The organism is Curtobacterium sp. 260 (assembly GCF_030803485.1).
Classification (GTDB): Bacteria; Actinomycetota; Actinomycetes; order Actinomycetales; family Microbacteriaceae; genus Curtobacterium.
In genome coordinates this window covers 88,189-112,895 of the sequence record NZ_JAURUY010000005.1, presented here as the reverse complement: position 1 = coordinate 112,895, position 24,707 = coordinate 88,189, and the positions used below count along the sequence as shown (strand labels likewise).

The window sequence follows — 24,707 nt, the reverse complement described above, 5'->3', positions numbered from 1 at the left end:
ACCCCGGACCGCAGCGACCTGCCCGCGCACCGCAACCCGCCGGAGGTCGACCGCGTCGCCGCCGCCCGCGCGGCGGTCGCCGCCCGGCGCGCCCGTGCTGCCGTCAAGGCGCAGGTGGCGTCGGGGGAGCGCAGCGCCCTCGAGGTCGCTCGCGCCGCGTGGTCCGACGCGGACCTGCCCGCCGAGAAGTCGCTGCGCGTGCGCGACCTGCTCACGAGCATGTCCGGGATCGGCCCGGCGCGTGCCGAGGCCGTGATGGGGGAGCTCCGCATCGCCCCGTCGAAGCGGCTCGGCGGGCTCGGCACCCGGCAGCGCTCCGCCCTGGCCGACTGGCTCGCCGCCCGCGGCCGGAAGCGCGGTGCGTCGAAGCTCGTCGTGCTGGCCGGACCGACCGCCGTCGGCAAGGGCACCGTGAGCGCGCACATCCGCGAGCACTTCCCCGACGTGGACCTCAGCGTGTCGGCGACGACCCGGAAGCCCCGCCCGGGCGAGGTCGACGGCGTGCACTACTACTTCGTGGACGACGCCGAGTTCGACCGGATGATCCGGGACCGCGAGCTGCTCGAGTGGGCCGTGGTGCACAACTCCTACCGGTACGGCACGCCACGGCCGCCGATCGACCGCGCGCTCGACGCCGGCGACAAGGTGCTGCTCGAGATCGACCTGCAGGGTGCTCGGCAGGTCCGCGACGCCATGCCCGAGGCCGTGCTCGTGTTCCTGCTGCCGCCGACGTGGGAGGAACTCGTCCGCCGGCTCATCGGTCGCGGGACCGAGTCCGCCGAGGAACAGGCACGCCGACTCGAGACCGCGAAGGTCGAACTGGCCGCGCAGGACGAGTTCGACGTGCGCATCGTGAACTCGGATGTCGGCACCGCGGCACGCGAGGTCGTAGACTTGTTCTCTGCGCCCTGACACGGCGCACCCGCGCGCGCCTCCTCGGCGTCGCGCCCGCGCAGCCCGACCGCGGTCGGGCGGTCCGATCCGGTCGGACCCGCGCCCCACGCACCCGCAGCCGACAGGAGACACCATGGCCAACCCCCAGGGCATCATCGACCCGCCCATCGACGACCTGCTCGCCAAGGTGGAGTCGAAGTACGCGCTCGTCATCTTCGCCTCGAAGCGCGCCCGTCAGATCAACGACTACTACGCCGACCTGCACGAGGGGTCGCTGTTCGACAACGTCGGTCCGCTCGTCGACTCGACGATCGACGACAAGCCGCTGTCCGTCGCTCTCCACGAGATCAACGAGGACAAGCTGACCGTCACCAAGCAGCAGCAGCCCACCGACTGACCCCGGTGAGCGGCACCAACCTGCGCCTCTTCACGTCCGAGTCGGTGACGGAGGGGCACCCCGACAAGATCTGCGACCAGATCTCGGACACGATCCTCGACGCCCTGCTCGCGGTCGACCCGCACGCGCGCGTCGCCGTGGAGACGATGGTCACCACCGGGCTCGTGCACGTCGCGGGCGAGGTCACCACGTCCGGCTACGTCGAGATCCCGAAGCTGGTCCGCGACGTCATCACGCGCATCGGGTACAACTCGTCCGAGGTCTCCTTCGACGGCCGCACCTGCGGTGTCGAGGTGTCGATCGGTGCGCAGTCGCCGGACATCGCCCAGGGCGTCGACGAGTCGCTCGACAGCCGGTCCGGCGCGGGCATCGACGAGCTCGACCGCCAGGGCGCCGGCGACCAGGGCATCATGTTCGGCTTCGCGACGAACGAGACGCCCGAGTACATGCCCGTCGCGATCTGGCTCGCGCACCGCCTGGCGGAGCGGCTGGCCGAGGTCCGCAAGAGCGGGCAGCTCGACTTCCTCCGCCCGGACGGCAAGACCCAGGTCACCGTCGGCTACGACGGCGTCGTGCCGAAGACCGTCGAGACGGTGGTCCTCTCCACGCAGCACTCGCCCGCGGTCACGCTCGACGAGCTCACCGCGCAGATCACGGAGCACGTCATCCGTCCGGTGCTCGACCTGGTTGACCTCGACTCGTCGCACGTCGACGTGATCGTGAACCCGACCGGTCGCTTCGAGATCGGCGGCCCGCAGGGTGACGCCGGACTCACCGGACGCAAGGTCATCGTCGACACGTACGGCGGGGCCTCCCGCCACGGTGGCGGCGCGTTCAGCGGCAAGGACCCGTCGAAGGTCGACCGCTCGGCCGCCTACGCGCTCCGCTGGGTCGCGAAGAACGCCGTCGCCGCGGGGCTCGCGGACCGGCTCGAGGTCCAGGTCGCCTACGCGATCGGCCGCGCGAAGCCCGTCGGTCTGTACGTCGAGTCGTTCGGCACCGGACACGTCGACGACGCCACGATCGAGGCCGCCATCATCGAGGTGTTCGACCTGCGTCCCGCCGCGATCATCCGCGACCTCGACCTGCTCAAGCCCCGGTACGCCCAGACCGCGGCGTACGGCCACTTCGGCCGCGAGCTGCCGGGCTTCACCTGGGAGCAGCTCGACCGCGTCGAGGAGCTCCGCGCCGCAGCAGGACTCGTCACCGCCGCCGTCTAGGCACCGTGTGACCACCGTCGCGCGCGTCGTCCTCGACTCGCCGCTCCCGCAGTTGGACCGTCTGTTCGACTACCGGGTGCCGGCCGAGCTCGAGGACGACTGCGTGCCGGGGGTCCGGGTCAAGGTGCCGCTGCGCACCGGCGCCCGGATGTCCGACGCGTACGTCGTCGAGGTCGTCTCCGAGGGAGACTGGCCGGGGGAGCTCAGTCCCGTCGAACAGGTCGTGTCACCGGTGCCCGTGCTGGCCCCGGAGATCTGGACGCTCGCGCGTGCCGTCGCCGACCGCGCCGCCGGTGTCGCCTCCGACGTGCTCCGGCTCGCCGTGCCGACCCGTCAGGTCCGTGCCGAGAAGGCCTGGCTCGCCCGCGACACCTCGTGGTCACCGCCGACAGTCGAGCCGACCCCGGTGACGGGCTACGCCGAGGGCGTCCTGGAGGCCCTGCTCGCCGACCACGGACGGGCTGCGGTCGACGCCGTGCCCCACCCCGTCGACCTCGGGACCGCCGATGACCCCGTGTGGGTGCCCGGCTGGGCCGCGACGCTCGCACAGGCGGCGTCGCACGTCGTCGCCCGCGAGCAGTCGGCCGTGCTCGCGGTCCCGGACTTCCGCGACGTCACCGACCTCGAACGCGCGCTCCTCGCGGTGCTCCCGCCGGAGCGCGTCGTCCGGTTCGACGCCAAGCAGACGAACGGGCAGCGTGCGAAGGCGCTGCTGCAGGCGCGGACGCACGCCGTCGTGGCGATCGGCAACCGGACCGCGGCGTTCGCACCGGCGTCCGAGCTCGGGCTCGTGGCGATGTGGGACGACGGCGACGCGTCCTTCGTCGAGCCCCGGGCCCCGTACGTGCACACGCGCGACGTCGCCCTCGTGCGGACCGCGCAGTCCGGCGCCGCACTCCTCTTCGTCGCGCACGCCAGGTCGACCGACGTCCAGCGGCTCGTCGAGCTGCACTGGCTCCAGGAGCTCGCGCCGTACCGGGTACCGACGCCGAAGGTGATCCCGACCGCGCAGCAGGCGGGTGCCGAGGGCTTCGCGGCCCAGGCCCGCATCCCCAGCACGGCGTGGCGCGCCGCGCGGGAGGCCAGCCAGCACGGGCCCGTCCTCGTGCAGGTCGCCAACCCGGGCTTCGGCACCGGGTTGGTCTGCGCCGACTGCGGGGAACGCGCGCACTGCCGGGTGTGCGGCGGCCCCCTGGGGAGCCCGCACCGGAACGCGACCCCGCAGTGCCGGTTCTGCGGTGCCCTCGCCGTGGGGTTCCGGTGCCCGACGTGCGGCGGTGGGCGGCTCAAGCCGGTCGGGCAGGGAGCGCAGCGGACTGCCGACGAGCTCGGCCGGGCGTTCCCCGGCACCCGGATCGTGGTGGCGGACGGTTCCCGACCGCTCGACGAGGTCCCCGCCCGCCCCGCGGTCGTCGTGGCCACACGCGGCGCGGAGCCGAGCGTGCCGGGCGGGTACGCGTGCGTGCTGCTGCTCGACGGCGAACGGCTCCTGGCCCGCGAGGGGCTCCGGGTGCAGGAGGACGTGCTCCGCTTCTGGACGAACGCCGCCGCCAAGGGTGCACCGGGGGCCGAGGTGTACCTCGTCGGCGTCGGCGGGAAGCTCGCCACGGCGATGGCCCTCTGGCGTCTCGACGGGCCGGCGCACGACGAGCTCGTCGACCGACGGGCCCTGCACTTCCCGCCGGCCGTCCGGGTGGCGACGCTCACCGGTACGGACGAGGCGGTGACCGCGGCGGTCGAGGCCCTCGGTGACGCGGTGGTCGGGGCGGTGCTCGGGCCGGTTCCGGTGCCCGACGACCCGGTGCCCGGGACGGTCCGTGCGATCGTGCGCTTCGCCTACGCGCACGGGGCCGAGGTCGCGGCGACGCTCAAGGCCGAGGTCATCCGTCGTTCGTCGACGCGCCGGGTGCTCCCGGGCGGCAACCGACGTCGCGCGGCGCCGACCCTGCGCGTGCGACTCGACGACGCCGAGCCGTTCACCGAGGTCTGACCCACCGCGGACGCGCCCACGCGGTCGAGGTGCCGCGACGCGCCGGGCGTGCACCGGGCCTCCCGTCCGTCCGGACGGTGTGCCAGGCTGGTCGGTGGTGGTCACGGACCACCGACGTTGACACCACACGCACGACGGAGTGACGAGGTGACGCCGATGCGGGCGCTCTGGAAGCCGGACGCCGGTCCAGGACTGATCATGATCGACCGGCCGGTGCCGGTCCCGACCGAGGACGAGGTCCTCGTCCGCGTGCTGCGGACCGGGATCTGCGGGACCGACCTGCACATCGAGCGGTGGGACGACTGGGCCGCGTCGGCCGTGACCGCACCGCTCGTGCCCGGCCACGAGTTCTCCGGCGAGGTCGTCGAGGTCGGCGCCGCCGTGCGCGACGTCGCGGTCGGCGACCTCGTGTCCGGCGAGGGGCACGTCGTCTGCGGTACCTGCCGGAACTGTCGCGCCGGGCGTCGGCAGATGTGCATCCGCACGAAGGGCCTCGGCGTGCAGCGTGACGGCGCGTTCGCGGAGTACCTGACGCTGCCGGGCACGAACGTGTGGGTCCACCACGGTCCCGTCGAACCCGAGGTGGGTGCCCTCTTCGACCCGCTCGGCAACGCGGTGCACACCGCGCTCGCGTTCCCCCTGGTCGGCGAGGACGTGCTGGTCACCGGGTGCGGACCGATCGGCCTCATGGCGATCGCGGTGGCCCGACACGCCGGTGCGCGGTTCGTCGTCGGGACGGACGTCAGCCCGGAGCGGCTGCGCCTGGCGGAGGGCATGGGCGCCGACCTCGGGGTGGACGTGCGTCACGACGGGGCGGCCACCGTCCGTGCGGCTCAGGAGCGGCTCGGCATGCGTGAGGGCTTCGACGTCGGCTTCGAGATGTCCGGCGCCCCGACCGCACTGCCCGCGATGGTCGAGAACATGAACCACGGCGGGCGGATCGCGATGCTCGGGCTGCCGAGCGGCCCGATCGCGGTGGACTGGGCCAAGGTCGTCACGCACATGCTCACGGTGAAGGGCATCTACGGCCGTGAGATGTACGAGACGTGGCAGGCGATGAGCTCGATGCTCGCCACGAGTGCGGTCCTGCGCGAGCGCATCGGCTCGATCGTGTCGGCGTGCCACCCGGCGCGCGACTGGGAGGCAGCGTTCGCCGCGGCGGCGAGCGCGGACGGCGGCAAGGTCGTCATCGACTGGACGGAGACCTGATGTACGGCGCGATCAAGGACCACCTGGCGACGGAGCTCGCCGGGATCGAGGCCGCGGGGCTGACGAAGCGCGAGCGCGGCATCGCCGGTCCGCAGCGGGCGGCGATCGCGGCGGACGGCGCCGACCTGCTCAACTTCTGTGCGAACAACTACCTCGGGCTCGCGGACTCGACCGACCTCGTCGACGCGGCGAAGGACGCCCTCGACCGCTGGGGCTACGGGGTGGCGAGCGTGCGGTTCATCTGCGGCACGCAGGACCTGCACCTCGACCTCGAGCGTCGGGTCGCCGGCTTCCTCGGCACCGAGGCCGCGATCCTGTACTCGTCGTGCTTCGACGCGAACGGTGGGCTGTTCGAGGTGCTGCTCGGCCCGGAGGACGCGATCATCTCCGACGAGCTCAACCACGCGTCGATCATCGACGGCATCCGGCTCTCGAAGGCGCAGCGGTTCCGGTACCGCAACCGCGACACGGCCGACCTGGAGGCGCAGCTCGCCGCCGCATCGTCGGCCCGGTTCCGCGCGGTGGTCACCGACGGCGTCTTCTCCATGGACGGCTCGATCGCGCCGCTCGCCGAGATCTGCGACCTCGCCGAGCGGTACGACGCACTCGTCATCGTCGACGACTCGCACGCCGTCGGGTTCGTCGGCGAGCACGGGCGGGGCACCCCCGAGCTGTGCGGCGTCGCGGACCGCGTCGACGTCTACACCGGCACGTTCGGCAAGGCGCTCGGCGGGGCGTCCGGCGGGTACGTGGCCTCGCGCCGGGAGATCGTCGACCTGCTGCGGCAGCGCTCACGCCCGTACCTGTTCTCGAACTCGCTCGCGCCGGTGATCGCGGCGGGGACCGTCGCGGCGCTCGACCTCGTCGAACGGTCGGACGACGCCCGCGCCCGGCTCGCAGCCAACGCCAGGACGTTCCGGACGCTCATGTCGGACGCGGGCTTCGAGCTGCTGCCGGGGGAGCACCCGATCGTGCCCGTGATGTTCCACGAGGCCGGCCGTACCGCGCGGATCGCGGACGAGATGCAGGCGCGGGGGGTCTACGTGACGGCGTTCAGCTACCCGGTGGTGCCGCAGGGGAGAGCCCGGATCCGGGTGCAGCTCTCCGCGGCGCACACCGAGGAGCAGGTGCGCCGCTGCGTGGACGCCTTCGTCGGGGCCCGCGCCGCCGTCGACGCCTGACGACCTCCCTGCGGGTTCGGCCCCGGGTCAGGCGCCGACCGGACGGCGGCGCTCCCGCGGGAAGACGACGCCGAGCGCGACCATGCCGATCGCGAGCACCAGGTGCAGCCAGTTGTCCGCCCAGTTGAGCGGGACGAAGTTCGCACCGGACATCGTGCCCGCCGTGAACAGGCCGTAGACCCACAGCACGAAGTAGACGACGCCGCCGATCACGAGGTACATCCGCGACCCCGTCGCCCGGTTCGCCGCGAGGAGGCCGACGACGCCGAACAGCAGGTGCACGATGTTGTGCAGGACCGACACCTGGAAGATCCCGAGCAGCATCGCCATCGAGTGGTGCCCGGCACCGCCGAGGTCGCCGGAGGTCAGCCCCGGCACGAACCCGGCGATCCCGACGAGCAGGAACACGATGCCGACGACGAGCGCGACCTTCTGGATCGACGAGCCGGCGTAGCGGTTGGTGGAGGTGGTGACGTCACTCATGGTCCGGACGTTACCCAGCCCGCTCGCAGTCCGTTCCCGGCCGGCAGCGTCCCGCGCGCGTCGGACACCGTCGGCCGTGGGACGATGGACCCCATGCGTCTCGTCGTCGCCGGCAGCCCCGCTGCGGCCGTCCCCACCCTCCGACGTCTCGCCGCCTCCGACCACGAGATCGCGGCCGTCCTCACCCGACCCCCGACATCGCAGGGTCGGAAGCGTGTCCTCACGCCGACCCCGGTGGCGCAGGTCGCCGAGGAGCTCGGACTGCCCGTCATCGAGGCCACCCGGGTGGACGACGCCGTCACCGCGCAGCTGGTCGAACTGCAGGCCGACCTCGGCGTCATCGTCGCGTACGGTGCGCTCCTCCGTCGTCCCGCCCTGGACGCTCCACGTCTCGGCTGGGTCAACCTGCACTTCTCCGAGCTGCCGGCGTACCGCGGCGCAGCACCCGTCCAGCGTGCCGTGATGGCGGGCGACACCCGGACCGCCGCGACCGTCTTCCAGCTCGTCGAGGCGCTCGACGCCGGTCCCGTGTACGCCGCCGACCCGTTCACGATCGACCCGGACGCCACCAGCGGCGAGGTCCTCGCCGCGATGGCCGAGACCGGAGCGGACACCGTCCTGCGGGTGGTCGACGCCCTGGCCGACGGCAGCGCGGTCGCCACCGAGCAGTCCGGGACGGTGACCCTCGCCCCGAAGCCGACCGCCGACGACGCGCACGTCGCCTTCACGGAGCCGGCCGTGGCCGTCCGTGCCCGCGTCCGCGGTGTGACGCCCGAGCCCGGCGCGTTCGCCCACCTCGGCGAGACGCGGGTGAAGCTGCTCCGCAGCGCGCTCCTGCCGGGAGGCGCGGCCTCCTCCGCCCCGCACCTCGCGCCCGGTGCGCTCGCACTGGTCGACGGACGACTCCTCGTCGGCACGGCCGACGTCCCGCTCGTGCTCACCGAGGTCCAGCCCGCCGGCAAGAAGGCGATGGACGGCGCCGCGTGGGCACGCGGCCTCGGCTCGCTCGAGGGCGTGGTGCTCTCGTGAGCGCGGCGCAGCAGTCCTCCCGGCAGTCGCGCGGCGACCGTCGCCCCCGTCCGACCAGCGCCAGGCGGGTCGCGTTCGACGTGCTCCGCGCGGTGCAGGTCGACGACGCCTACGCGAACCTGCTCCTGCCCACGCGCATCCGTCGCGCCGGTCTGTCCGCCCGCGACGCCGCCTTCGCCACCGAGCTCACCTACGGGTCGATCCGCATGCTCGGCCGCTACGACGCGATCGTCGGGGTCGCATCCGGTCGCCGGGTCGACAACATCGAGTCCGACGTGCTCGACGTGATGCGCCTCGGCGTGCACCAGCTGCTCGGCATGCGCACACCCACGCACGCGGCGGTCTCGGCGACCGTGGAGCTCGCACGCGAGGTCGGCGCCCGCCGGGCCACCGGCTTCGTCAACGCGGTCCTGCGCAAGGTCGCCGCGAGGACAGACGACGAGTGGGACGCCCTGGTCACCGAGGGTCGGAGCGGCGACGCGCTGCTGGCCACCCGCTGGTCGCACCCGTCGTGGGTGGTCGCCGCACTCCGTGACGCCCTGGCGGCCGAGCGGTCGCGGGACGAGCTCGCTGCCCTGCTCGCGGCCGACAACGTCGCGCCCCGCGTGCAGCTCGTCGCGCTGCCCGGGCTCGCCACCGACGAGGACGTCCGCACCGCGACGGCGACCGCTGCTGAGGACGGATCCGGAGCGGACGACGGGGCCGGAGCCGACGAGCAGCCCCGCACCGACGACGGAGCCGGAGCCGACGACGAGACCGGCACCGCGCCTCCCGTCCGGGTCGCCGGGGCCGACGCCGGCCCGGTGTCCCCGGTCGGCATCCGCGGGACGACCGGCGACCCCGCACGGGTCCCCGGCGTCGCCGCCGGTCGGCTCCGGGTGCAGGACGAGGGGTCGCAGCTCGCGGCCCTCGCCCTCACGCGGTCGTCCGCCGTCCGTCCGGGGGAGCGGTGGCTCGACATGTGCGCCGGGCCCGGGGGCAAGGCCGCGCTCCTCGCCGCCGAGGCCGCGCAGGGCGGAGCGTCCCTGGTCGCCAACGAGCTCGTGCCCGCCCGCGCCGGACTCGTGCGCAAGGCCCTGTCCACCGTGGCGGGTGACGACACCGTCACGGTCGTCGAGGGCGACGGACGGCGCTTCGGCAAGCCGGGCGACGAGCTGTTCGACCGGATCCTGCTCGATGCTCCGTGCACGGGCCTCGGCGCGCTCCGTCGGCGTCCCGAGGCGCGGTGGCGCAAGCAGCCCGAGGACGTCCCCGAGCTCGCGGCGCTGCAGGGCGAGCTGCTCGATGCGGCCGTCCGAGCGCTCGCACCGGGTGGCACGCTCGCGTACGTCACGTGCTCGCCGCACCTGGCCGAGACGCGCGGGCAGGTCGACGCGCTGCTCGAGCGGCACGGCGACGTGCTCGAGCAGCTCGACACCGCCGGCGTGGTCCGGTCGGTGGCGGCCCGGGACCCGCAGGTGGCGAACGGTCCGACGGCGCAGCTCTGGCCGCACCGGACCGGCACCGACGCGATGTTCGTCGCACTCTTCCGTCGTCGCCCCTGACCCCTTCCGCAACACGCAACGTCGGCGGCCCCTCGCAGCGCAGTACCGCTGCGAGGGGCCGCCGACGTTGCGTTCTGCGAGGGAACGGCTCGGTAGCATTGCACGGTGACGATCCGCATCTCGCCGAGCATCCTGTCCGCCGACTTCGCCAACCTCGAGCGGGAGCTGCACCGCATCGAGAGCGCCGACATGGTGCACGTCGACGTGATGGACAACCACTTCGTGCCGAACCTCACCCTGGGCCTGCCGATCGTGCAGCGCCTGCAGGACGTCTCGCCGGTGCCGCTCGACGTGCACCTCATGATCACCGACGCCGACACCCAGGCGCCGAAGTACGCCGAGACCGGCGCCTCGAGCGTCACGTTCCACCTCGAGGCCGCCGACGACCCGGTGGCGACCGCCGCGGCGATCCGGTCGAACGGTGCCCGCGCCGCCGTCGCCGTGAAGCCCGGCACCCCGATCACGCAGGTGCTCCACCACCTCGACGCCTACGACATGATCCTGCTCATGACCGTCGAGCCCGGGTTCGGCGGGCAGTCGTTCATGCCCTCCGTCATGCCGAAGCTCGCCGACGCCCGTGCCGCGGTCGACGCCTCGGGGCTCGACGTCTGGCTCGAGGTCGACGGCGGCATCGCGGTCGACACCGTGCCCGAGGCGGTCCGCAGCGGCGCCGACACGCTCGTCGCCGGATCCGCCGTCTACGGCGGTGAGCCCGCGCAGCGCATCGCCGACCTGCGCGAGGCGGCTGCGGCGGCACGCGCGTGACCGCCCAGGTGGGCGGCGCGTCGGGGGCGACCGGCGCCTCCCGTCCGGACGGTGCGTCCGGCGCAGCCGCGCAGGACGGTAGCCTGGTCCCCGTGAAGACGTTCGACGACCTGTTCGCGGAGCTGACCGAGAAGGCGCGCACGCGCCCCGAGGGCTCCGGCACCGTCGCCGAACTGGACGCCGGCGTGCACCAGATCGGCAAGAAGATCGTGGAGGAGGCCGCCGAGGTCTGGATGGCGGCTGAGTACGAGGGCGACGAGCGCACCTCGGAGGAGATCTCGCAGCTGATCTACCACCTCCAGGTGCTCATGGTCGCGAAGGGGCTCACCCCGGCGGACGTCTGGCGACATCTGTAGGAACGCGTGTCGCGCTCACCGAGCGCCACCGCGACCCGCAGCCGTCCCGACCTCCAGCAGAAAGCAGACCACCTGATGCTCCGCATCGCCGTGCCCAACAAGGGTTCGCTGTCCGAGACCGCCTCCGAGATGCTCAAGGAGGCCGGGTACGCCGGTCGCCGCGACCCGAAGGCGCTCCACCTCCTCGACGAGCGCAACGGCGTCGAGTTCTTCTTCCTCCGCCCGCGCGACATCGCCACGTACGTCGGCTCCGGCGCACTCGACGTCGGCATCACCGGCCGCGACCTGTTGCTCGACTCCGGGTCGGCGGCGCACGAGGTCGACGCGCTCGGGTTCGCCGACTCGACCTTCCGGTTCGCCGGGACGCCCGGCCGGTTCACCGACCTGCAGGACCTCGACGGCGTCCGCGTCGCGACGAGCTACCCGGGACTCGTGGGCGAGTTCCTCGCCCGGCACGGGGTGACCTCGACCCTCGTGAAGCTCGACGGCGCCGTCGAGAGCGCCGTGCGCCTCGGTGTCGCGGACGCCGTGGCCGACGTCGTCTCGACCGGCAGCACGCTCCGTGCCGCCGGGCTCGAGATCTTCGGTCCGGTGATCCTCGAGTCGACCGCGCTGCTCATCTCGACCGACGAGCGCATCCCGGGCATCGACGTCCTGCGTCGCCGCCTGCAGGGCGTGCTCGTCGCCCGCGGCTACGTCATGCTCGACTACGACATCCCGACCGACCTGCTGGAGCAGGCCACCGCGGTGGCGTCGGGCATCGAGTCGCCGACGGTCTCCTCGCTGCACGACCGCGACTGGTCGGCCGTCCGCGTGATGATCCCGCGCGAGGACGCGAACCTCATCATGGACGCGCTGTACGACCTCGGTGCGCGCGCCATCCTGGTCAGCCCGATCCACGCCGCACGCCTGTGAACGACGCGGTGCGCGCCGACGTGACCGGACCCGACAGCGGCGCGGCCGGTGTCGCCGGTGGCGTCTCGGTCCGGGTCATCCCGTGCCTCGACGTGTCCGGCGGTCGCGTCGTCAAGGGCGTCAACTTCCTCGACCTGCAGGACGCCGGGGACCCGGTCGAGCTCGCGGCCCGCTACTACGAGCAGGGTGCCGACGAGCTGACCTTCCTCGACGTCGGTGCCACGGTCGAGAACCGCGCGACCATGTACGAGACGGTGACGCGCACGGCGGAGCAGGTCTTCATCCCGCTCACCGTCGGCGGTGGCGTCCGGAGCGTCGACGACGTCTCCCGCCTGCAGCAGTGCGGTGCGGACAAGATCGGCGTCAACAGCGCGGCGATCGCGCGGCCGGAGCTCGTGAGCGAGATCGCCGACCGCTTCGGCGCGCAGGCGGTGGTGCTGTCGCTCGACGTCAAGCGCTCGGACCGGATGCCCTCCGGTTTCGTCGTCACGACCCACGGCGGACGGACCGAGTCCGACCTCGACGCGATCGCGTGGGCACGCGAGGGCGTCGAGCGCGGCGCGGGCGAGCTGCTCGTCAACTCGATCGACGCGGACGGCACGAAGCACGGCTTCGACCTCGAGCTCATCGCCGCGGTGCGTGCGGTGTCGTCGGTCCCGGTCATCGGCTCGGGAGGCGCCGGTCGCCTCGAGCACTTCGCCCCGGCCGTCGAGGCGGGCGCGGACGCCGTGCTCGCTGCCAGCGTCTTCCACCGGGGCGAGATGACCATCGGGGACGTCAAGGCGGCGCTGCGCGCCGCCGGCCAGCCCGTCCGCTGACACCCCGTCCGCCGACACCCCGCCGTAGGCTAGGAGTCTCATGACCGACAGCACCAGCACCAGCACGGAAGCGGTCCTCGACCGCGCACGGTTCGGTGCGGACGGCCTGCTCCCCGCAGTCGTGCAGGAGGAGTCCTCGAAGGACGTCCTCATGCTCGGCTGGATGGACCGCGAAGCCCTCCGCCGCACCCTGACCGAGGGCCGCGTGACCTTCTGGTCGCGCTCCCGACAGGAGTACTGGCGCAAGGGCGACACGTCCGGGCACGCGCAGTACGTCCGGGCTGCCGCACTCGACTGCGACGACGACACGCTGCTCGTCACCGTGCAGCAGGTCGGGGCCGCCTGCCACACCGGTGCGCACAGCTGCTTCGAGGTCGACCCGCTCGAGCCCGTGACCGCGACCGCGCCGGTGCAGGCCGCGCCGGCGCAGGCCGGGACGGACGCGACTGGCCCGACGTCGGCGACCACGACCGCGGAGGCGATCCGATGACCGGCGCGAGCCGCGCGGAGGAGCCGCGCACGACCTCCCGGCAGGCCTTCGACGACCTGCTCGACGGGCACCGCGTCGTCCCCGTCGTCCGCGCGCTCTACGCCGACAGCGAGACGCCGGTCGGTGTGTACCGCAAGCTGGCGGACGGTCGCCCCGGTTCGTTCCTGCTCGAGTCCGCCGGCCAGGGCGGCCTGTGGTCGCGCTGGTCCTTCGTCGGCGTCCGGAGCTTCGGCGTCCTGACCCAGGACGGCGACCGGGCGTCCTGGATCGACACCGGCATCCCGGCGTCGCGGGCCGTCGGCTCGCTCGACGGCGCCCCCCTCGACGTCCTCGCCCGCCTGCACGACCGGTGGGCGACGCCCCGCGTTCCCGGCACCCCGCCCCTGGTCGGCGGCACGGTCGGGTTCATCGGGTGGGAGGCCGTTCGGCAGCTCGAGCACCTGCCGAACGTGCCCGCGGCCGACTTCGAGGTGCCCGGGCAGGCCCTCGCCTTCGTGTCCGAGCTCGCGGCGCTCGACCACCGCACCGGCCTCGTGCTCCTCGTCGCGAGCGTCCTCAACGACAGCACCGACGACCCGGACACGATGTGGTCCGACGCGCAGTCCCGGCTCGACCGGATGCAGGCGGACCTGGTGCAGCCGAGCACGGCGACGGTCGCCGAGGCGTTCGAGATCGCCGAGCCGACCCCGCGCCACCGGACGTCGCCGGAGGACTACATGGCCGCGGTCGAGCGGTCCAAGGACTTCATCCGCGACGGTGACGTCTTCCAGGTCGTCGTCTCGCAGCGGTTCGACCACGACGTCACCGCCGACCCGCTCGACGTCTACCGGGTGCTCCGGACACTGAACCCGAGCCCGTACATGTACTTCCTCGCGCTGGCGGACAGCGCCGACGAGCGCTTCTGGATCGTCGGCGCCTCGCCCGAGGCCCTGGTCAAGGTGCAGGACGGGCGGGCGATCACCCACCCGATCGCCGGCTCGCGCCCACGCGGCGCGAGCCCGGTCGAGGACGTCCGCCTGGGTGACGAGCTGCTCGCCGACCCGAAGGAGCGCGCCGAGCACCTCATGCTGGTCGACCTCGCCCGGAACGACCTGCAGAAGGTGTGCGAGCCGGGGACCGTCGCGGTGACCGAGTTCATGACCGTCGAGCGCTTCAGCCACATCATGCACCTGGTGTCGAGCGTCGAGGGATCGGTCCGACCGGGAGCCTCGGCGATCGACGTCTTCCGCGCGACCTTCCCGGCCGGCACCCTGTCAGGGGCACCGAAGCCGCGTGCGCTCGAGATCATCGACGAGCTGGAACCGGCGAAGCGCGGGGCGTACGCGGGCGTGGTCGGCTACTTCGACTTCGCCGGTGACGCCGACCTGGCGATCGCCATCCGTACGGCGCTCATCAAGGACGGGGTCGCACGCGTGCAGGCCGGTGCCGGCCTGGTCGCCGACTCCGACCCGCGCACCGAGCACGAGGAGGCCGTGAACAAGGCGGCCGCCCCGCTGCGCGCGGTCGCGACCGCGAACCGGATGCGCGAGGTGCGCGCGTGACGGCCCGGCGCTCCCGCCCGCTCGTCGTCGTCGCCGGCCTCGCGGTCGCCGGCATCGTGATGCTGTCGTGGACCCAGACGTGGTTCACGGTGCACCTGCACGCCGGCACCGCGGTGGTGCCGCGCGTGGTGGCGGACGGTGCCGCGGTCGTCCCGCAGTACACGGCGCTCGCGATCGCGAGCCTGGCGCTGTTCCTCGCGCTGACGATCGCCGGCCGTGTGCTGCGCGTCGTGCTCGCGGTCGTCGAGGTGCTGCTCGGCATCGCCGTCGTGGCGACCGGCATCGGCGCCCTGGCGGACCCCGTCGCGGCGTCGAAGGGCGCGGTGGGCGAGGTCGCGGGCGTCAGCGACACCGGCGCGGTGCGCCAGGTCGTCGACCGGGTCGACGTCACCGCGTGGCCCGCCGTCGGCATCGCGGGTGGCGTGCTCGCCGTGGTGCTCGGGATCGTCGTGTTCGTGGTGCAGCGGCAGTGGCCCGGGCCGACCCGGAAGTACGCCGCGGCGACCGCCGGGGCCGCCGCCGACGCCCGTGCGGCCGCCCCGACCCAGCGCGACGCGATCAGCGACTGGGACGACCTCAGCGCGGGTGACGACCCGACCGCCGGGGACGGTGCGGTGGGGGAACCGCCCACGACCGACACGGTAGGATCGGATCGGCGCCGATCGGACGACGGCGCCGGAGCAGAACGAGGAGCACCGTGAGCAACACTGAGCCCGCAGAACTCGGCGAAGGCCACTCGCCCGCCGCCTGGACCGCCGTCGTGATCATGCTGATCGGCTTCGCGGCAGGCACGCTGTTCTTCTGGTTCGACCTGGCGTGGGGCGTCTGGGCGTCCGCCGTCGTCGTGGTGATCGGCCTCGTCGTCGGCGCCGTGATGGCGAAGGCCGGCTACGGCGTCAACGGTCCGAAGTACGTCGCCAAGCACCACGCGGAGTAGTCCCGTGCCGAACGTGCTCGAGACCCTCGTCGCGGGCGCGCTCGAGGACGCCGCCGCCCGTCGTGTCGACCGTCCGCTCTCGGACGTCGAGCGCGACCTGGACCGGGTGGCGTCGCCGCTCGACGCCCTCGACTTCCTGTCGCCCGGCGACCGCGTGAAGATCCTCGCCGAGGTCAAGCGCGCGAGCCCGTCGCGCGGCTCCATGGCGCCCATCGAGGACCCGGCCGCCCTCGCCGCCGACTACGAGCGTGGCGGAGCGTCGACGATCAGCGTGCTCACCGAGGGGCGGAAGTTCCTCGGCAGCCTTGCCGACCTCGAGGCGGTGAAGGCGCGCGTGTCGCTGCCGGTGCTCCGCAAGGACTTCATCGCCGACCCGTACCAGGTGCTCGAGGCCCGTGCGGCCGGTGCCGACCTGGTGCTGCTGATCGTGGCGGCGCTGGAGCAGCGACAGCTCGTGGAGCTGCACGAGCTCGCCGAGCAGCTCGGCATGCGCGTGCTCGTCGAGGCCCACTCCGGTGACGAGGTCTCCCGTGGCCTCGACGCCGGCGCGCGGATCCTCGGCGTCAACGCCCGCGACCTCACCGACTTCTCGCTGGACCGCGACCTCTTCGGCTCCCTCGCCGACCGCATCCCCGACGGGGTCGTGCGCGTCGCCGAGTCGGCCGTCGCCGGGCCCGCCGACGTCGCCCACTACCGCGCAGCGGGTGCCGACGTCGTCCTGGTGGGGGAGGCGCTCGTCACGGGCGCGGACCCCGCCACCACCCTCGCGTCGTTCATCGCCGCCGCGGACGGCTCCGGCCGCCCGCGCGCCTGACCGACACCGTCCCACCGGTCGCCCCGCACACCGGGGCGTCCGAACACCCCGGGAGACCCACCGTGACCTCACTCCGTGACCTGCAGGGCCCGTACTTCGGCGACTTCGGCGGACGCTTCGTCCCCGAGTCGCTCGTGCTCGCGCTCGACGAGCTCGAGACCGCCTTCCGCGCGGCCTGGGCGGACCCGGCGTTCCGCGAGGAGCTCGACACGCTCCAGCGCGAGTACACCGGCCGCCCGTCGATCATCACCGAGGCACCGCGGTTCGCGAAGCACGCCGGTGGTGCCCGGATCATCCTCAAGCGCGAGGACCTCAACCACACCGGTTCGCACAAGATCAACAACGTGCTCGGTCAGGCCCTCGTCGCGAAGCGGCTCGGCAAGACCCGGCTCATCGCCGAGACGGGAGCCGGGCAGCACGGCGTCGCGACGGCCACCGCCGCTGCGCTCTTCGGGATGGACTGCGTCGTGTACATGGGCGCCGTCGACACCGAGCGCCAGGCACTGAACGTGGCGCGGATGCGGCTGCTCGGCGCCGAGGTGATCCCGGTCGAGACGGGTTCGCGCACGCTGAAGGACGCCATCAACGACGCGCTGCGCGACTGGGTGGCGAACGTCGACTCGACGCACTACCTGCTCGGCACCGTCGCGGGGCCGCACCCGTTCCCGGAGATGGTCCGCGAGTTCCACAAGGTGATCGGCGAAGAGGCCCGACAGCAGGTCCTCGACCGCATCGGTCGCCTGCCGGACGCCGTCGCCGCGTGCGTCGGCGGCGGCTCGAACGCGATGGGCATCTTCGAGGCCTTCCTCGACGACGAGTCGGTCCGGTTGCACGGCTTCGAGGCCGGCGGCGACGGCATCGAGACGGGGCGGCACGCCGCGAGCATCTCGCTCGGGCGCACCGGTGTCCTCCAGGGCACGATGTCGTACCTCATGCAGGACGAGGACGGCCAGACCATCGAGAGCCACAGCATCTCGGCGGGTCTCGACTACCCGAGCGTCGGTCCCGAGCACGCCTACCTGGCCTCGATCGGCCGCGCGCAGTACTCGCCGATCACCGACGCCGAGGCGATGGAGGCCTTCCGCCTGCTCGGCCGGACCGAGGGCATCCTGCCGGCCATCGAGTCGGCGCACGCGCTCGCAGGGGCGATCAAGCTGGGCAAGGAGCTCGGCCCCGACAGCGTCGTGCTGGTGTCCCTGTCCGGACGTGGTGACAAGGACGTCGCGTCCGCCAGTCGCTACTTCGGCATCCTCGACGAGAACGCGGTGCAGCTGTGACGAACCCCGGTCCCTCCACCTCGGTCGCGACGACGATCGACACCGCCAACGCCGAGCGCGCCGGAGCCGTCGTCGGGTACCTGCCCGCCGGTTTCCCCGACCTGCAGACGAGCGTGGACGCGGCGGTCGCCCTCGCCGAGAACGGCGTCGACGTCATCGAGCTCGGCCTGCCGTACTCCGACCCGGTGATGGACGGTCCGGTGATCCAGCGCGCCGCGGAGGAGAGCCTGGCGAACGGCTTCCGTGTCGCGCAGGTCTTCGACGCCGTCGACCAGATCACGAGCCGTGTCGACGTGCCCGTGCTCGTCATGACCTACTGGAACCCGGTGCTCCGGTACGGGGTCGACCGGTTCGCCGACGACCTCGTCGCGGCCGGGGCGTCCGGGCTCATCACCCCGGACCTCATCCCGGACGAGGGTCGCGCCTGGATCGACGCCTCCGAGCGCACCGGGCTCGACCGGGTCTTCCTCGCGGCGCCGTCCTCGACGGACACCCGCATGGAGCAGGCGGTCCGCTCCAGCCGCGGCTTCGTCTACGCCGTGTCGACGATGGGCGTCACCGGCGCCCGCGTCGGCGTCGACACCGCCGCCCGCACCGTCGTGTCGCGACTGCGCGACGCCGGTGTGGAGCGCACGTGCGTCGGCCTCGGCATCTCGACGGCAGACCAGGTGCGCGAGGTCCTCGAGTACGCCGACGGGGCGATCGTCGGGTCCGCCTTCGTGCGCGCCCTCGCCGACCTCGGCGTGCAGGGGGTCGCGGACCGCGCGGCCGACCTGACCAGCGGCGCCGCGCGCAGCTGAGGCGAGCACCGGTCCGGACGGGAGGCGCGGTGTCGGTGGGTCGACCGGCCCACCGGCACCGCGCCTCCCGTGCACCGTGCTCCCAGTTCCTACAGGTCGACCCACCCCGTTCCTGGTCGGCGCGGTTCCCGCGCTACAGTGAGCGGGGCCGACCCTCCAGCGGCACCGCGGCCGTCCAGCACCGAAAGGCGACAGCACCTCCATGCCCCTCCTGAGCATCCCGAGCCCGAGCACCGCGTGGCAGTACTTCGACCTGACCGCCTGGCTGCGCGACGTCTTCGGGTGGTCGCTCCCGCTCGACTTCCGCATCCACGCGTACGCGATCTGCATCCTGCTGGGCATCGTCGCGGCCGTCGTGCTCGCGAACCGGCGGCTCAACGCCCGCGGGGTCGAGCGCTGGATCATCATCGACATCGCGATCTGGGCGGTGCCCGCCGGCATCATCGGCGGTCGGTTGTTCCACGTGTTCAGCCACGTGAGCGACTACTTCGGGCCGGGGCGTGACCCGCTCTCGTTCCTCTACATCTGGGAGGGCGGGCTGGCCATCTTCGGCGCGCTCATCCTCGGGTCGGTCGGTGCGTACATCGGGTGCCGTCAGGTGGGCCTGCGCTTCTCGACCCTGATCGACGCGATCGCTCCCGGCGTCCTGCTCGCCCAGGCGTTCGGTCGCCTCGGCAACTACTTCAACCACGAGCTCTTCGGCATGCCGACGAGCCTGCCGTGGGGGCTCGAGATCGAGTCGACGAACGCGGCGTTCCCGAAGGGGCTGCCCGAGGGCACCCTGTTCCACCCGACCTTCCTCTACGAGATCATCTGGAACGTCCTGGGCGTCGTCGTGATCCTGCTGCTCGACAAGCGGTTCCGGCTGCAGTGGGGCAAGGTCATGGCGCTCTACCTGATCTGGTACGGCACCGGTCGCTCGGTCCTCGAGTCCATCCGCGTCGACACGAGCGAGACCTTCGCCGGGATCCGCACGAACGTCTGGATGTCCTTCGCCGCGATCCTGCTCGGCATCGTGATCTTCCTCGTGCAGACCCGTCGGCACACCGGCAACGAGCCCAGCCCGTACCTGCCGGGTCGCGAGCCGCGTCGGTCCTCCGATGTAGACTCGGACGACACCTGGTCGGAACACGACGACGACGCTCCGGCGGTCGCCGACGACGCCGATCCGGTCCCAGCAGCAGGCCGCGCGCGGTAACTCCGCGACCGGCAGCACCGGCTCCTCGGACGGCACCCGCCGGCCGCGGGGCACCATCCGAACGGTCGGGTCGCCACGAGCGGCCCCGCCACCTCGCGCGTCGTCTGCGCACCCTCCACGGCGACGCGCACGGGCACCAGGTCCGCCCGCTCGGGCGGAACGCACCACCGGGCCACCGACGTCCCTGTTCCACTCCCTCGTGAGGACGGTTCCCCATGGCGCTCCAGCCAGACCCTGCCCCCCGTTCGACGCGCTCCCTGCAGCCGGCGCACCGACGATTCTCGGCCGTGCCCGAGGCGACCGGTGCGTACGACCCGGCGAACGAGAAGGACGCCTGCGGCCTCGCGATGGTCGCGACGCTCCGCGGTACCGCGGGGCACGACATCGTCGACGCCGCGCTGGGTGCACTCCGGAACCTCGAGCACCGCGGTGCCGTCGGTTCCGACGCGGGCACCGGTGACGGCGCGGGCATCCTGTGCCAGGTGCCGGACGCGTTCCTGCGCGACGAGGTGCCGTTCGACCTGCCCGCCGCGGGGGAGTACGCCGTCGGGACGGCCTACCTGCCCGTCGACGAGGACGAGCGCCACGCGGTGAAGGGTGCGGTCGAGCGCCTGGCCCGCGAGGAGGGCCTGAAGGTCCTCGGGTGGCGTGCGGTCCCGGTTCGGCCGGAGGTCCTCGGGACGCTCGCGCGCGCCGCGATGCCGGCGTTCGAGCAGCTGTTCGTCGCCTCCACCCGTCACGACGTGCACGGCGCCGCCTGGAGCGGCATCGCCCTCGACCGGCAGGCCTTCCGACTGCGCAAGCGCGCGGAGCACGGCGTCGAGGTCTACTTCATGTCGCTGTCCAGCCGCACCACGGTCTACAAGGGCATGGTCACGACGCTCCAGCTCGAGCCGTTCTACCCGGACCTCAGCGACGAGCGCTTCGCCTCGAAGCTCGCGATCGTGCACTCGCGCTACTCGACGAACACCTTCCCGTCGTGGCCGCTGGCGCAACCGTTCCGGACGCTCGCCCACAACGGCGAGATCAACACCGTCCGCGGCAACCGGAACTGGATGCGGGCGCGCCAGTCGCAGCTCGAGAGCGAGCTGCTCGGCGACCTCGCACCGCTGCTGCCGATCGTCAGCCCGGGCGCGAGCGACTCGGCGTCGTTCGACGAGACCCTCGAGCTGCTCACGCTGACCGGCCGCAGCCTGCCGCACGCGGTGTCGATGATGGTGCCGGAGGCCTGGGAGAACCAGGTCGGGATGGACCCCGACCTGCGGGCGTTCTACGAGTACCACTCGATGCTCATGGAGCCGTGGGACGGCCCGGCGGCCATCACGTTCACCGACGGCGCGGTCGTCGGCGCGACGCTCGACCGCAACGGCCTGCGTCCCGGGCGATTCCTGGTGACCGACGACGGCCTCATCGTGATGGGCTCGGAGACGGGCGTCATCGACGTGCCGCCGGGCAAGGTCGTCCGCAAGGGCCGCCTGCGTCCGGGTCGGATGTTCGTCGTGGACACCGAGGCCGGGCGGATCATCGAGGACGACGAGGTCAAGCGCGAGCTGGCGACCTCGGGGCCGTGGGCGCAGTGGCTCGACGAGGGCCGGATCAACCTGAGCGACCTGCCGGAGCGCGAGCACATCGTCCACACCCCGGCGTCGGTGACCCGGCGACAGCGCGCGTTCGGCTACACGGAGGAAGAGGTCCGCATCCTCCTCCGCCCGATGGCGCAGACGGGTGCGGAGCCCCTCGGCGCGATGGGCTCGGACACGCCGATCGCCGTGCTCTCCGAGCGCCCGCGCCTGCTGTTCGACTACTTCACGCAGCAGTTCGCGCAGGTGACGAACCCGCCGCTGGACTCGATCCGCGAGCAGGTCATCACCTCGATGGGCATGGGCCTCGGGCCGGAGCGCAACCTGCTGAGCGCCGGGCCCGAGCACGCGAAGCAGATCGTGCTCGACTTCCCGGTGATCGACAACGACGAGCTCGCGAAGATCCAGCACTTCGAGACGGAGTCCGGTCGCCACCTGACGGTGACGATCAAGGGCCTGTACCGCGTCGACGCGGGCAAGAAGGCGATGCAGAAGCGCATCGCCGCGGTCTGCGACGAGGTCGACCAGGCGATCGAGTCGGGCAAGCAGTTCATCGTGCTGTCCGACCGTGACGGCAACGCCGAGCAGGCACCCGTGCCGAGCCTGCTGCTGCTCGCTGCGGTGCACCACCACCTCATCCGCACCGAGCAGCGCATGAAGGTCGGCCTCATCGTCGAGGCCGGCGACGTGCGCGAGGTCCACCACGTCGCGACCCTGATCGGCTACGGCGCCTCGGCGATCAACCCGTACCTGGCCATGGAGACCTGCGAGAACCTCGTGCGCTCGGGTATGATCACCGGGATCACCCCGGAGCAGGCCGTCCGGAACGTCATCAAGGCGCTCGGCAAGGGCGTGCTCAAGATCATGTCGAAGATGGGCATCTCGACGGTGTCCAGCTACGCCGGCGCCCAGGCGTTCGAGGCGGTCGGGCTCAGCCAGGAGTTCGTCGACCGGTACTTCACCGGGACGTCGTCCATCCTCGGTGGCGTCGGGATCGAGGTCATCGCCAAGGAGAACGCCGAGCGGCACGCCCAGGCGTACCCGCAGGACGGCGCCGTGCTGTCGCACGAGCGGCTGCAGACCGGCGGCGAGTACCAGTGGCGCCGTGAGGGTCCGCCGCACCTGTTCAACCCGGACACGGTGTTCCGGCTCCAGCACGCCACCCGTGCCCGCCGGTACGACATCTTCCGCGAGTACTCGCAGGCGGTCGACGACCAGTCCGAGGAGCTCATGACGCTCCGCGGTCTGTTCCGGTTCCGTCACGGCGTCCGGAAGCCGATCGCGTTGGACGAGGTCGAGCCGATCGAGTCGATCGTGCAGCGGTTCAACACCGGCGCGATGTCCTACGGGTCGATCTCACAAGAGGCCCACGAGACCCTCGCGATCGCGATGAACCGCCTCGGTGCGCGCTCGAACACGGGCGAGGGCGGCGAGGACGTCGAGCGTCTGCTCGACCCCGAGCGTCGCAGTGCGATCAAGCAGGTCGCCTCCGGTCGGTTCGGCGTCACGAGCATGTACCTGACGCACGCGACCGACATCCAGCTGAAGATGGCGCAGGGCGCGAAGCCGGGCGAGGGCGGGCAGCTGCCGCCGACGAAGGTGTACCCGTGGGTCGCCCGCACGCGGCACGCCACCGCCGGCGTCGGACTCATCTCGCCGCCGCCGCACCACGACATCTACTCGATCGAGGACCTCAAGCAGCTGATCTTCGACGTGAAGCGGGCGAACCCGGCCGCGCGCGTCCACGTGAAGCTCGTGAGCCAGTCCGGCATCGGCGCGGTCGCAGCGGGCGTGACGAAGGCGCTGGCCGACGTCGTGCTCGTGTCGGGCCACGACGGTGGCACCGGCGCGTCCCCGCTCAACTCGCTGAAGCACGCGGGTACCCCGTGGGAGATCGGTCTCGCCGAGACCCAGCAGACCCTGATGCTGAACGGCATGCGCGACCGGGTGGTCGTGCAGGTGGACGGGCAGATGAAGACCGGCCGTGACGTCGTCGTGGCGGCGCTGCTCGGCGCCGAGGAGTACGGCTTCGCGACGGCTCCGCTCGTCGTCGAGGGCTGCATCCTCATGCGCGTCTGCCACCTGGACACGTGCCCGGTCGGCGTCGCGACGCAGAACCCGGAGCTCCGGAAGCGCTTCACGGGCAAGCCGGAGTTCGTCGTCAACTTCTTCGAGTTCATCGCGCAGGAGGTCCGGGAGCTCCTCGCCGAGCTCGGCTTCCGCACGCTGGACGAGGCGATCGGGCAGGTCGACGCGCTCGACACCGACCGTGCCGTCGAGCACTGGAAGGCCTCCGGTCTCGACCTCGCGCCGGTGCTGCACGGACCGGAGTTCGGCCGCGACGAGCCCCGACGCCACCTGCGTGAGCAGGACCACGAGCTCGACGAGCACTTCGACGTGCAGCTCGTCCAGCAGACGGCGGACGTGCTGGAGCACGGTGGTTCCGTCGCGCTCGACCTGCCGATCCGCAACACGGAGCGCGCGGTCGGCACCATGCTCGGCCACGAGGTCACGCTGCGGCACGGCGAGCACGGCCTGCCCGCCGGGTCGATCGACATCACGCTGCGCGGCTCGGCCGGGCAGTCCCTCGGTGCGTTCCTGCCCGCCGGCATCACGCTCCGCCTGGTCGGGGACAGCAACGACTACGTCGGCAAGGGCCTGTCCGGCGGCGCCATCGTCGTCCGTCCGGACACCGAGTCGGCGTTCGAACCGTCGGAGAACGTCATCGCAGGCAACGTCATCGGCTACGGCGCGACCCAGGGCAGCATGTTCATCCGCGGCATCGTGGGCGAGCGCTTCCTCGTCCGCAACTCCGGCGCGACCGCGGTCGTCGAGGGCGTCGGCGACCACGCACTCGAGTACATGACCGGCGGGCTCGCACTGATCCTGGGCGAGACCGGACGCAACCTCGGCGCCGGCATGTCCGGCGGCACCGCGTACGTGCGCGGCCTCCGTCGGGAACACGTGAACGCCGACGCGCTGGCGACCGGTGAGCTGCGGCTCGAGGAACTGGACAGCGCCGACGTCGAGATCGTCACCGACCTGCTCCGGCAGCACCTTGCCGAGACCGGGTCGACCGTGGCCGGCGACCTGCTCGACTCCGGCGACCTCGGCGACTTCGTCAAGGTGCTCCCGCGGGACTACGCCGCCGTGCTCGCGACCCGCCAGCAGGCGGTCGACGAGGGCCTCGACCCCGACGGCACCGTCGTCTGGAACCGCATCCTGGAGGTCACCGGTGGCTGACACGACCCGGGCCGCCGTGCGGACCC

The 24,707-nt window shown here is 72.6% G+C and carries 22 protein-coding genes; 21 read left to right on the top strand and 1 reads right to left on the bottom strand.

Going from position 1 to position 24,707, the window contains the following annotated elements:
* The first annotated feature begins 18 nt into the window (after positions 1 to 18).
* From gmk to J2X59_RS08285, 6 genes are all read left to right on the top strand, one after another.
* Positions 19 to 912: a guanylate kinase gene (gene gmk, locus J2X59_RS08310; RefSeq protein ID WP_066658295.1), complete on the top strand. Its 894-nt coding sequence runs from the start codon at positions 19 to 21 to the stop codon at positions 910 to 912.
* Positions 913 to 1,027: 115 nt separating this feature from the next.
* A complete protein-coding gene (gene rpoZ, locus J2X59_RS08305; protein ID WP_022906709.1) occupies positions 1,028 to 1,291 on the top strand; it encodes a DNA-directed RNA polymerase subunit omega in 264 nt (87 codons plus the stop codon).
* 5 nt (positions 1,292 to 1,296) lie between these two features.
* Entirely contained in the window at positions 1,297 to 2,511 is a 1,215-nt protein-coding gene (gene metK / locus J2X59_RS08300; protein ID WP_326496334.1) for a methionine adenosyltransferase, read from the top strand.
* 7 nt (positions 2,512 to 2,518) lie between these two features.
* Positions 2,519 to 4,501, top strand: a complete 1,983-nt coding sequence (locus J2X59_RS08295) for a primosomal protein N' (protein ID WP_326496333.1) — start codon at positions 2,519 to 2,521, stop codon at positions 4,499 to 4,501.
* A 156-nt stretch (positions 4,502 to 4,657) separates the two neighbouring features.
* On the top strand, positions 4,658 to 5,710 hold the full coding sequence (tdh, locus tag J2X59_RS08290) for an L-threonine 3-dehydrogenase (protein WP_326496332.1): 1,053 nt from the start codon (positions 4,658 to 4,660) through the stop codon (positions 5,708 to 5,710).
* Entirely contained in the window at positions 5,710 to 6,891 is a 1,182-nt protein-coding gene (locus J2X59_RS08285; protein WP_326496331.1) for a glycine C-acetyltransferase, read from the top strand. Before tdh ends, J2X59_RS08285 begins: the two co-directional genes overlap by 1 nt.
* Before the next feature lie 27 nt (positions 6,892 to 6,918).
* Here the strand turns inward: J2X59_RS08285 and J2X59_RS08280 are convergent, their stop codons facing one another.
* Positions 6,919 to 7,374 carry a DUF4383 domain-containing protein gene (locus J2X59_RS08280; protein ID WP_174234689.1) on the bottom strand — a complete coding sequence of 152 codons (456 nt, stop codon included), beginning with the start codon at positions 7,372 to 7,374 and terminating at the stop codon, positions 6,919 to 6,921.
* 93 nt (positions 7,375 to 7,467) lie between these two features.
* Here J2X59_RS08280 and J2X59_RS08275 point away from each other — a divergent pair, with 93 nt between their 5' ends.
* From J2X59_RS08275 to gltB, 15 genes are all read left to right on the top strand, one after another.
* A complete protein-coding gene (locus J2X59_RS08275; RefSeq protein WP_326496330.1) occupies positions 7,468 to 8,403 on the top strand; it encodes a methionyl-tRNA formyltransferase in 936 nt (311 codons plus the stop codon).
* Complete coding sequence (locus tag J2X59_RS08270; RefSeq protein WP_326496329.1) at positions 8,400 to 9,947, top strand: RsmB/NOP family class I SAM-dependent RNA methyltransferase; 1,548 nt, start codon at positions 8,400 to 8,402, stop codon at positions 9,945 to 9,947. The genes J2X59_RS08275 and J2X59_RS08270 overlap by 4 nt, the downstream gene beginning before the upstream one ends.
* 105 nt (positions 9,948 to 10,052) lie before the next feature.
* Positions 10,053 to 10,712 carry a ribulose-phosphate 3-epimerase gene (gene rpe / locus J2X59_RS08265; protein WP_251155028.1) on the top strand — a complete coding sequence of 220 codons (660 nt, stop codon included), beginning with the start codon at positions 10,053 to 10,055 and terminating at the stop codon, positions 10,710 to 10,712.
* A gap of 92 nt (positions 10,713 to 10,804) precedes the next feature.
* Entirely contained in the window at positions 10,805 to 11,068 is a 264-nt protein-coding gene (locus J2X59_RS08260; protein WP_058726551.1) for a phosphoribosyl-ATP diphosphatase, read from the top strand.
* 75 nt (positions 11,069 to 11,143) lie between these two features.
* A complete protein-coding gene (gene hisG, locus J2X59_RS08255) occupies positions 11,144 to 11,983 on the top strand; it encodes an ATP phosphoribosyltransferase (RefSeq protein WP_326496418.1) in 840 nt (279 codons plus the stop codon).
* A gap of 20 nt (positions 11,984 to 12,003) precedes the next feature.
* Entirely contained in the window at positions 12,004 to 12,801 is a 798-nt protein-coding gene (gene hisF, locus J2X59_RS08250) for an imidazole glycerol phosphate synthase subunit HisF (RefSeq protein ID WP_251155027.1), read from the top strand.
* 40 nt (positions 12,802 to 12,841) lie between these two features.
* On the top strand, positions 12,842 to 13,291 hold the full coding sequence (gene hisI / locus J2X59_RS08245; protein WP_251155026.1) for a phosphoribosyl-AMP cyclohydrolase: 450 nt from the start codon (positions 12,842 to 12,844) through the stop codon (positions 13,289 to 13,291).
* The gene (locus J2X59_RS08240; protein ID WP_326496328.1) at positions 13,288 to 14,832 is read left to right on the top strand and encodes an anthranilate synthase component I; all 1,545 of its coding nucleotides are present in this window, start codon (positions 13,288 to 13,290) and stop codon (positions 14,830 to 14,832) included. The genes hisI and J2X59_RS08240 overlap by 4 nt, the downstream gene beginning before the upstream one ends.
* Positions 14,829 to 15,533, top strand: a complete 705-nt coding sequence (locus J2X59_RS08235) for a Trp biosynthesis-associated membrane protein (protein WP_326496327.1) — start codon at positions 14,829 to 14,831, stop codon at positions 15,531 to 15,533. Before J2X59_RS08240 ends, J2X59_RS08235 begins: the two co-directional genes overlap by 4 nt.
* Positions 15,530 to 15,769, top strand: coding sequence for a DUF6704 family protein (locus J2X59_RS08230; protein WP_066654504.1), 240 nt, complete (start codon positions 15,530 to 15,532; stop codon positions 15,767 to 15,769). Before J2X59_RS08235 ends, J2X59_RS08230 begins: the two co-directional genes overlap by 4 nt.
* Before the next feature lie 13 nt (positions 15,770 to 15,782).
* Positions 15,783 to 16,583, top strand: coding sequence for an indole-3-glycerol phosphate synthase TrpC (trpC, locus tag J2X59_RS08225; protein ID WP_251159794.1), 801 nt, complete (start codon positions 15,783 to 15,785; stop codon positions 16,581 to 16,583).
* 62 nt (positions 16,584 to 16,645) lie between these two features.
* The gene (trpB, locus tag J2X59_RS08220; protein ID WP_326496326.1) at positions 16,646 to 17,860 is read left to right on the top strand and encodes a tryptophan synthase subunit beta; all 1,215 of its coding nucleotides are present in this window, start codon (positions 16,646 to 16,648) and stop codon (positions 17,858 to 17,860) included.
* Positions 17,857 to 18,660: a tryptophan synthase subunit alpha gene (trpA, locus tag J2X59_RS08215; protein ID WP_066654497.1), complete on the top strand. Its 804-nt coding sequence runs from the start codon at positions 17,857 to 17,859 to the stop codon at positions 18,658 to 18,660. The genes trpB and trpA overlap by 4 nt, the downstream gene beginning before the upstream one ends.
* Before the next feature lie 202 nt (positions 18,661 to 18,862).
* Positions 18,863 to 19,858 (top strand): prolipoprotein diacylglyceryl transferase, encoded by a 996-nt coding sequence (lgt, locus tag J2X59_RS08210; RefSeq protein ID WP_326496325.1) that lies wholly within the window; start codon positions 18,863 to 18,865, stop codon positions 19,856 to 19,858.
* 347 nt (positions 19,859 to 20,205) lie between these two features.
* Complete coding sequence (gene gltB / locus J2X59_RS08205) at positions 20,206 to 24,681, top strand: glutamate synthase large subunit (protein WP_442781421.1); 4,476 nt, start codon at positions 20,206 to 20,208, stop codon at positions 24,679 to 24,681.
* The last annotated feature ends 26 nt before the right edge of the window (positions 24,682 to 24,707 follow it).

Excerpts from the sequence above, each read along its gene's own strand:
- J2X59_RS08285 (WP_326496331.1), top strand. The coding sequence starts at position 5,710 with ATGTACGGCGCGATCAAGGACCACCTGGCGACGGAGCTCGCCGGGATC.
- lgt (WP_326496325.1), top strand. The coding sequence starts at position 18,863 with ATGCCCCTCCTGAGCATCCCGAGCCCGAGCACCGCGTGGCAGTACTTC.
- J2X59_RS08275 (WP_326496330.1), top strand. The coding sequence starts at position 7,468 with ATGCGTCTCGTCGTCGCCGGCAGCCCCGCTGCGGCCGTCCCCACCCTC.
- gltB (WP_442781421.1), top strand. The coding sequence starts at position 20,206 with ATGGTCGCGACGCTCCGCGGTACCGCGGGGCACGACATCGTCGACGCC.
- rpoZ (WP_022906709.1), top strand. The coding sequence starts at position 1,028 with ATGGCCAACCCCCAGGGCATCATCGACCCGCCCATCGACGACCTGCTC.
- J2X59_RS08280 (WP_174234689.1), bottom strand. The coding sequence starts at position 7,374 with ATGAGTGACGTCACCACCTCCACCAACCGCTACGCCGGCTCGTCGATC.
- hisI (WP_251155026.1), top strand. The coding sequence starts at position 12,842 with ATGACCGACAGCACCAGCACCAGCACGGAAGCGGTCCTCGACCGCGCA.
- hisG (WP_326496418.1), top strand. The coding sequence starts at position 11,144 with ATGCTCCGCATCGCCGTGCCCAACAAGGGTTCGCTGTCCGAGACCGCC.
- tdh (WP_326496332.1), top strand. The coding sequence starts at position 4,658 with ATGCGGGCGCTCTGGAAGCCGGACGCCGGTCCAGGACTGATCATGATC.
- J2X59_RS08240 (WP_326496328.1), top strand. The coding sequence starts at position 13,288 with ATGACCGGCGCGAGCCGCGCGGAGGAGCCGCGCACGACCTCCCGGCAG.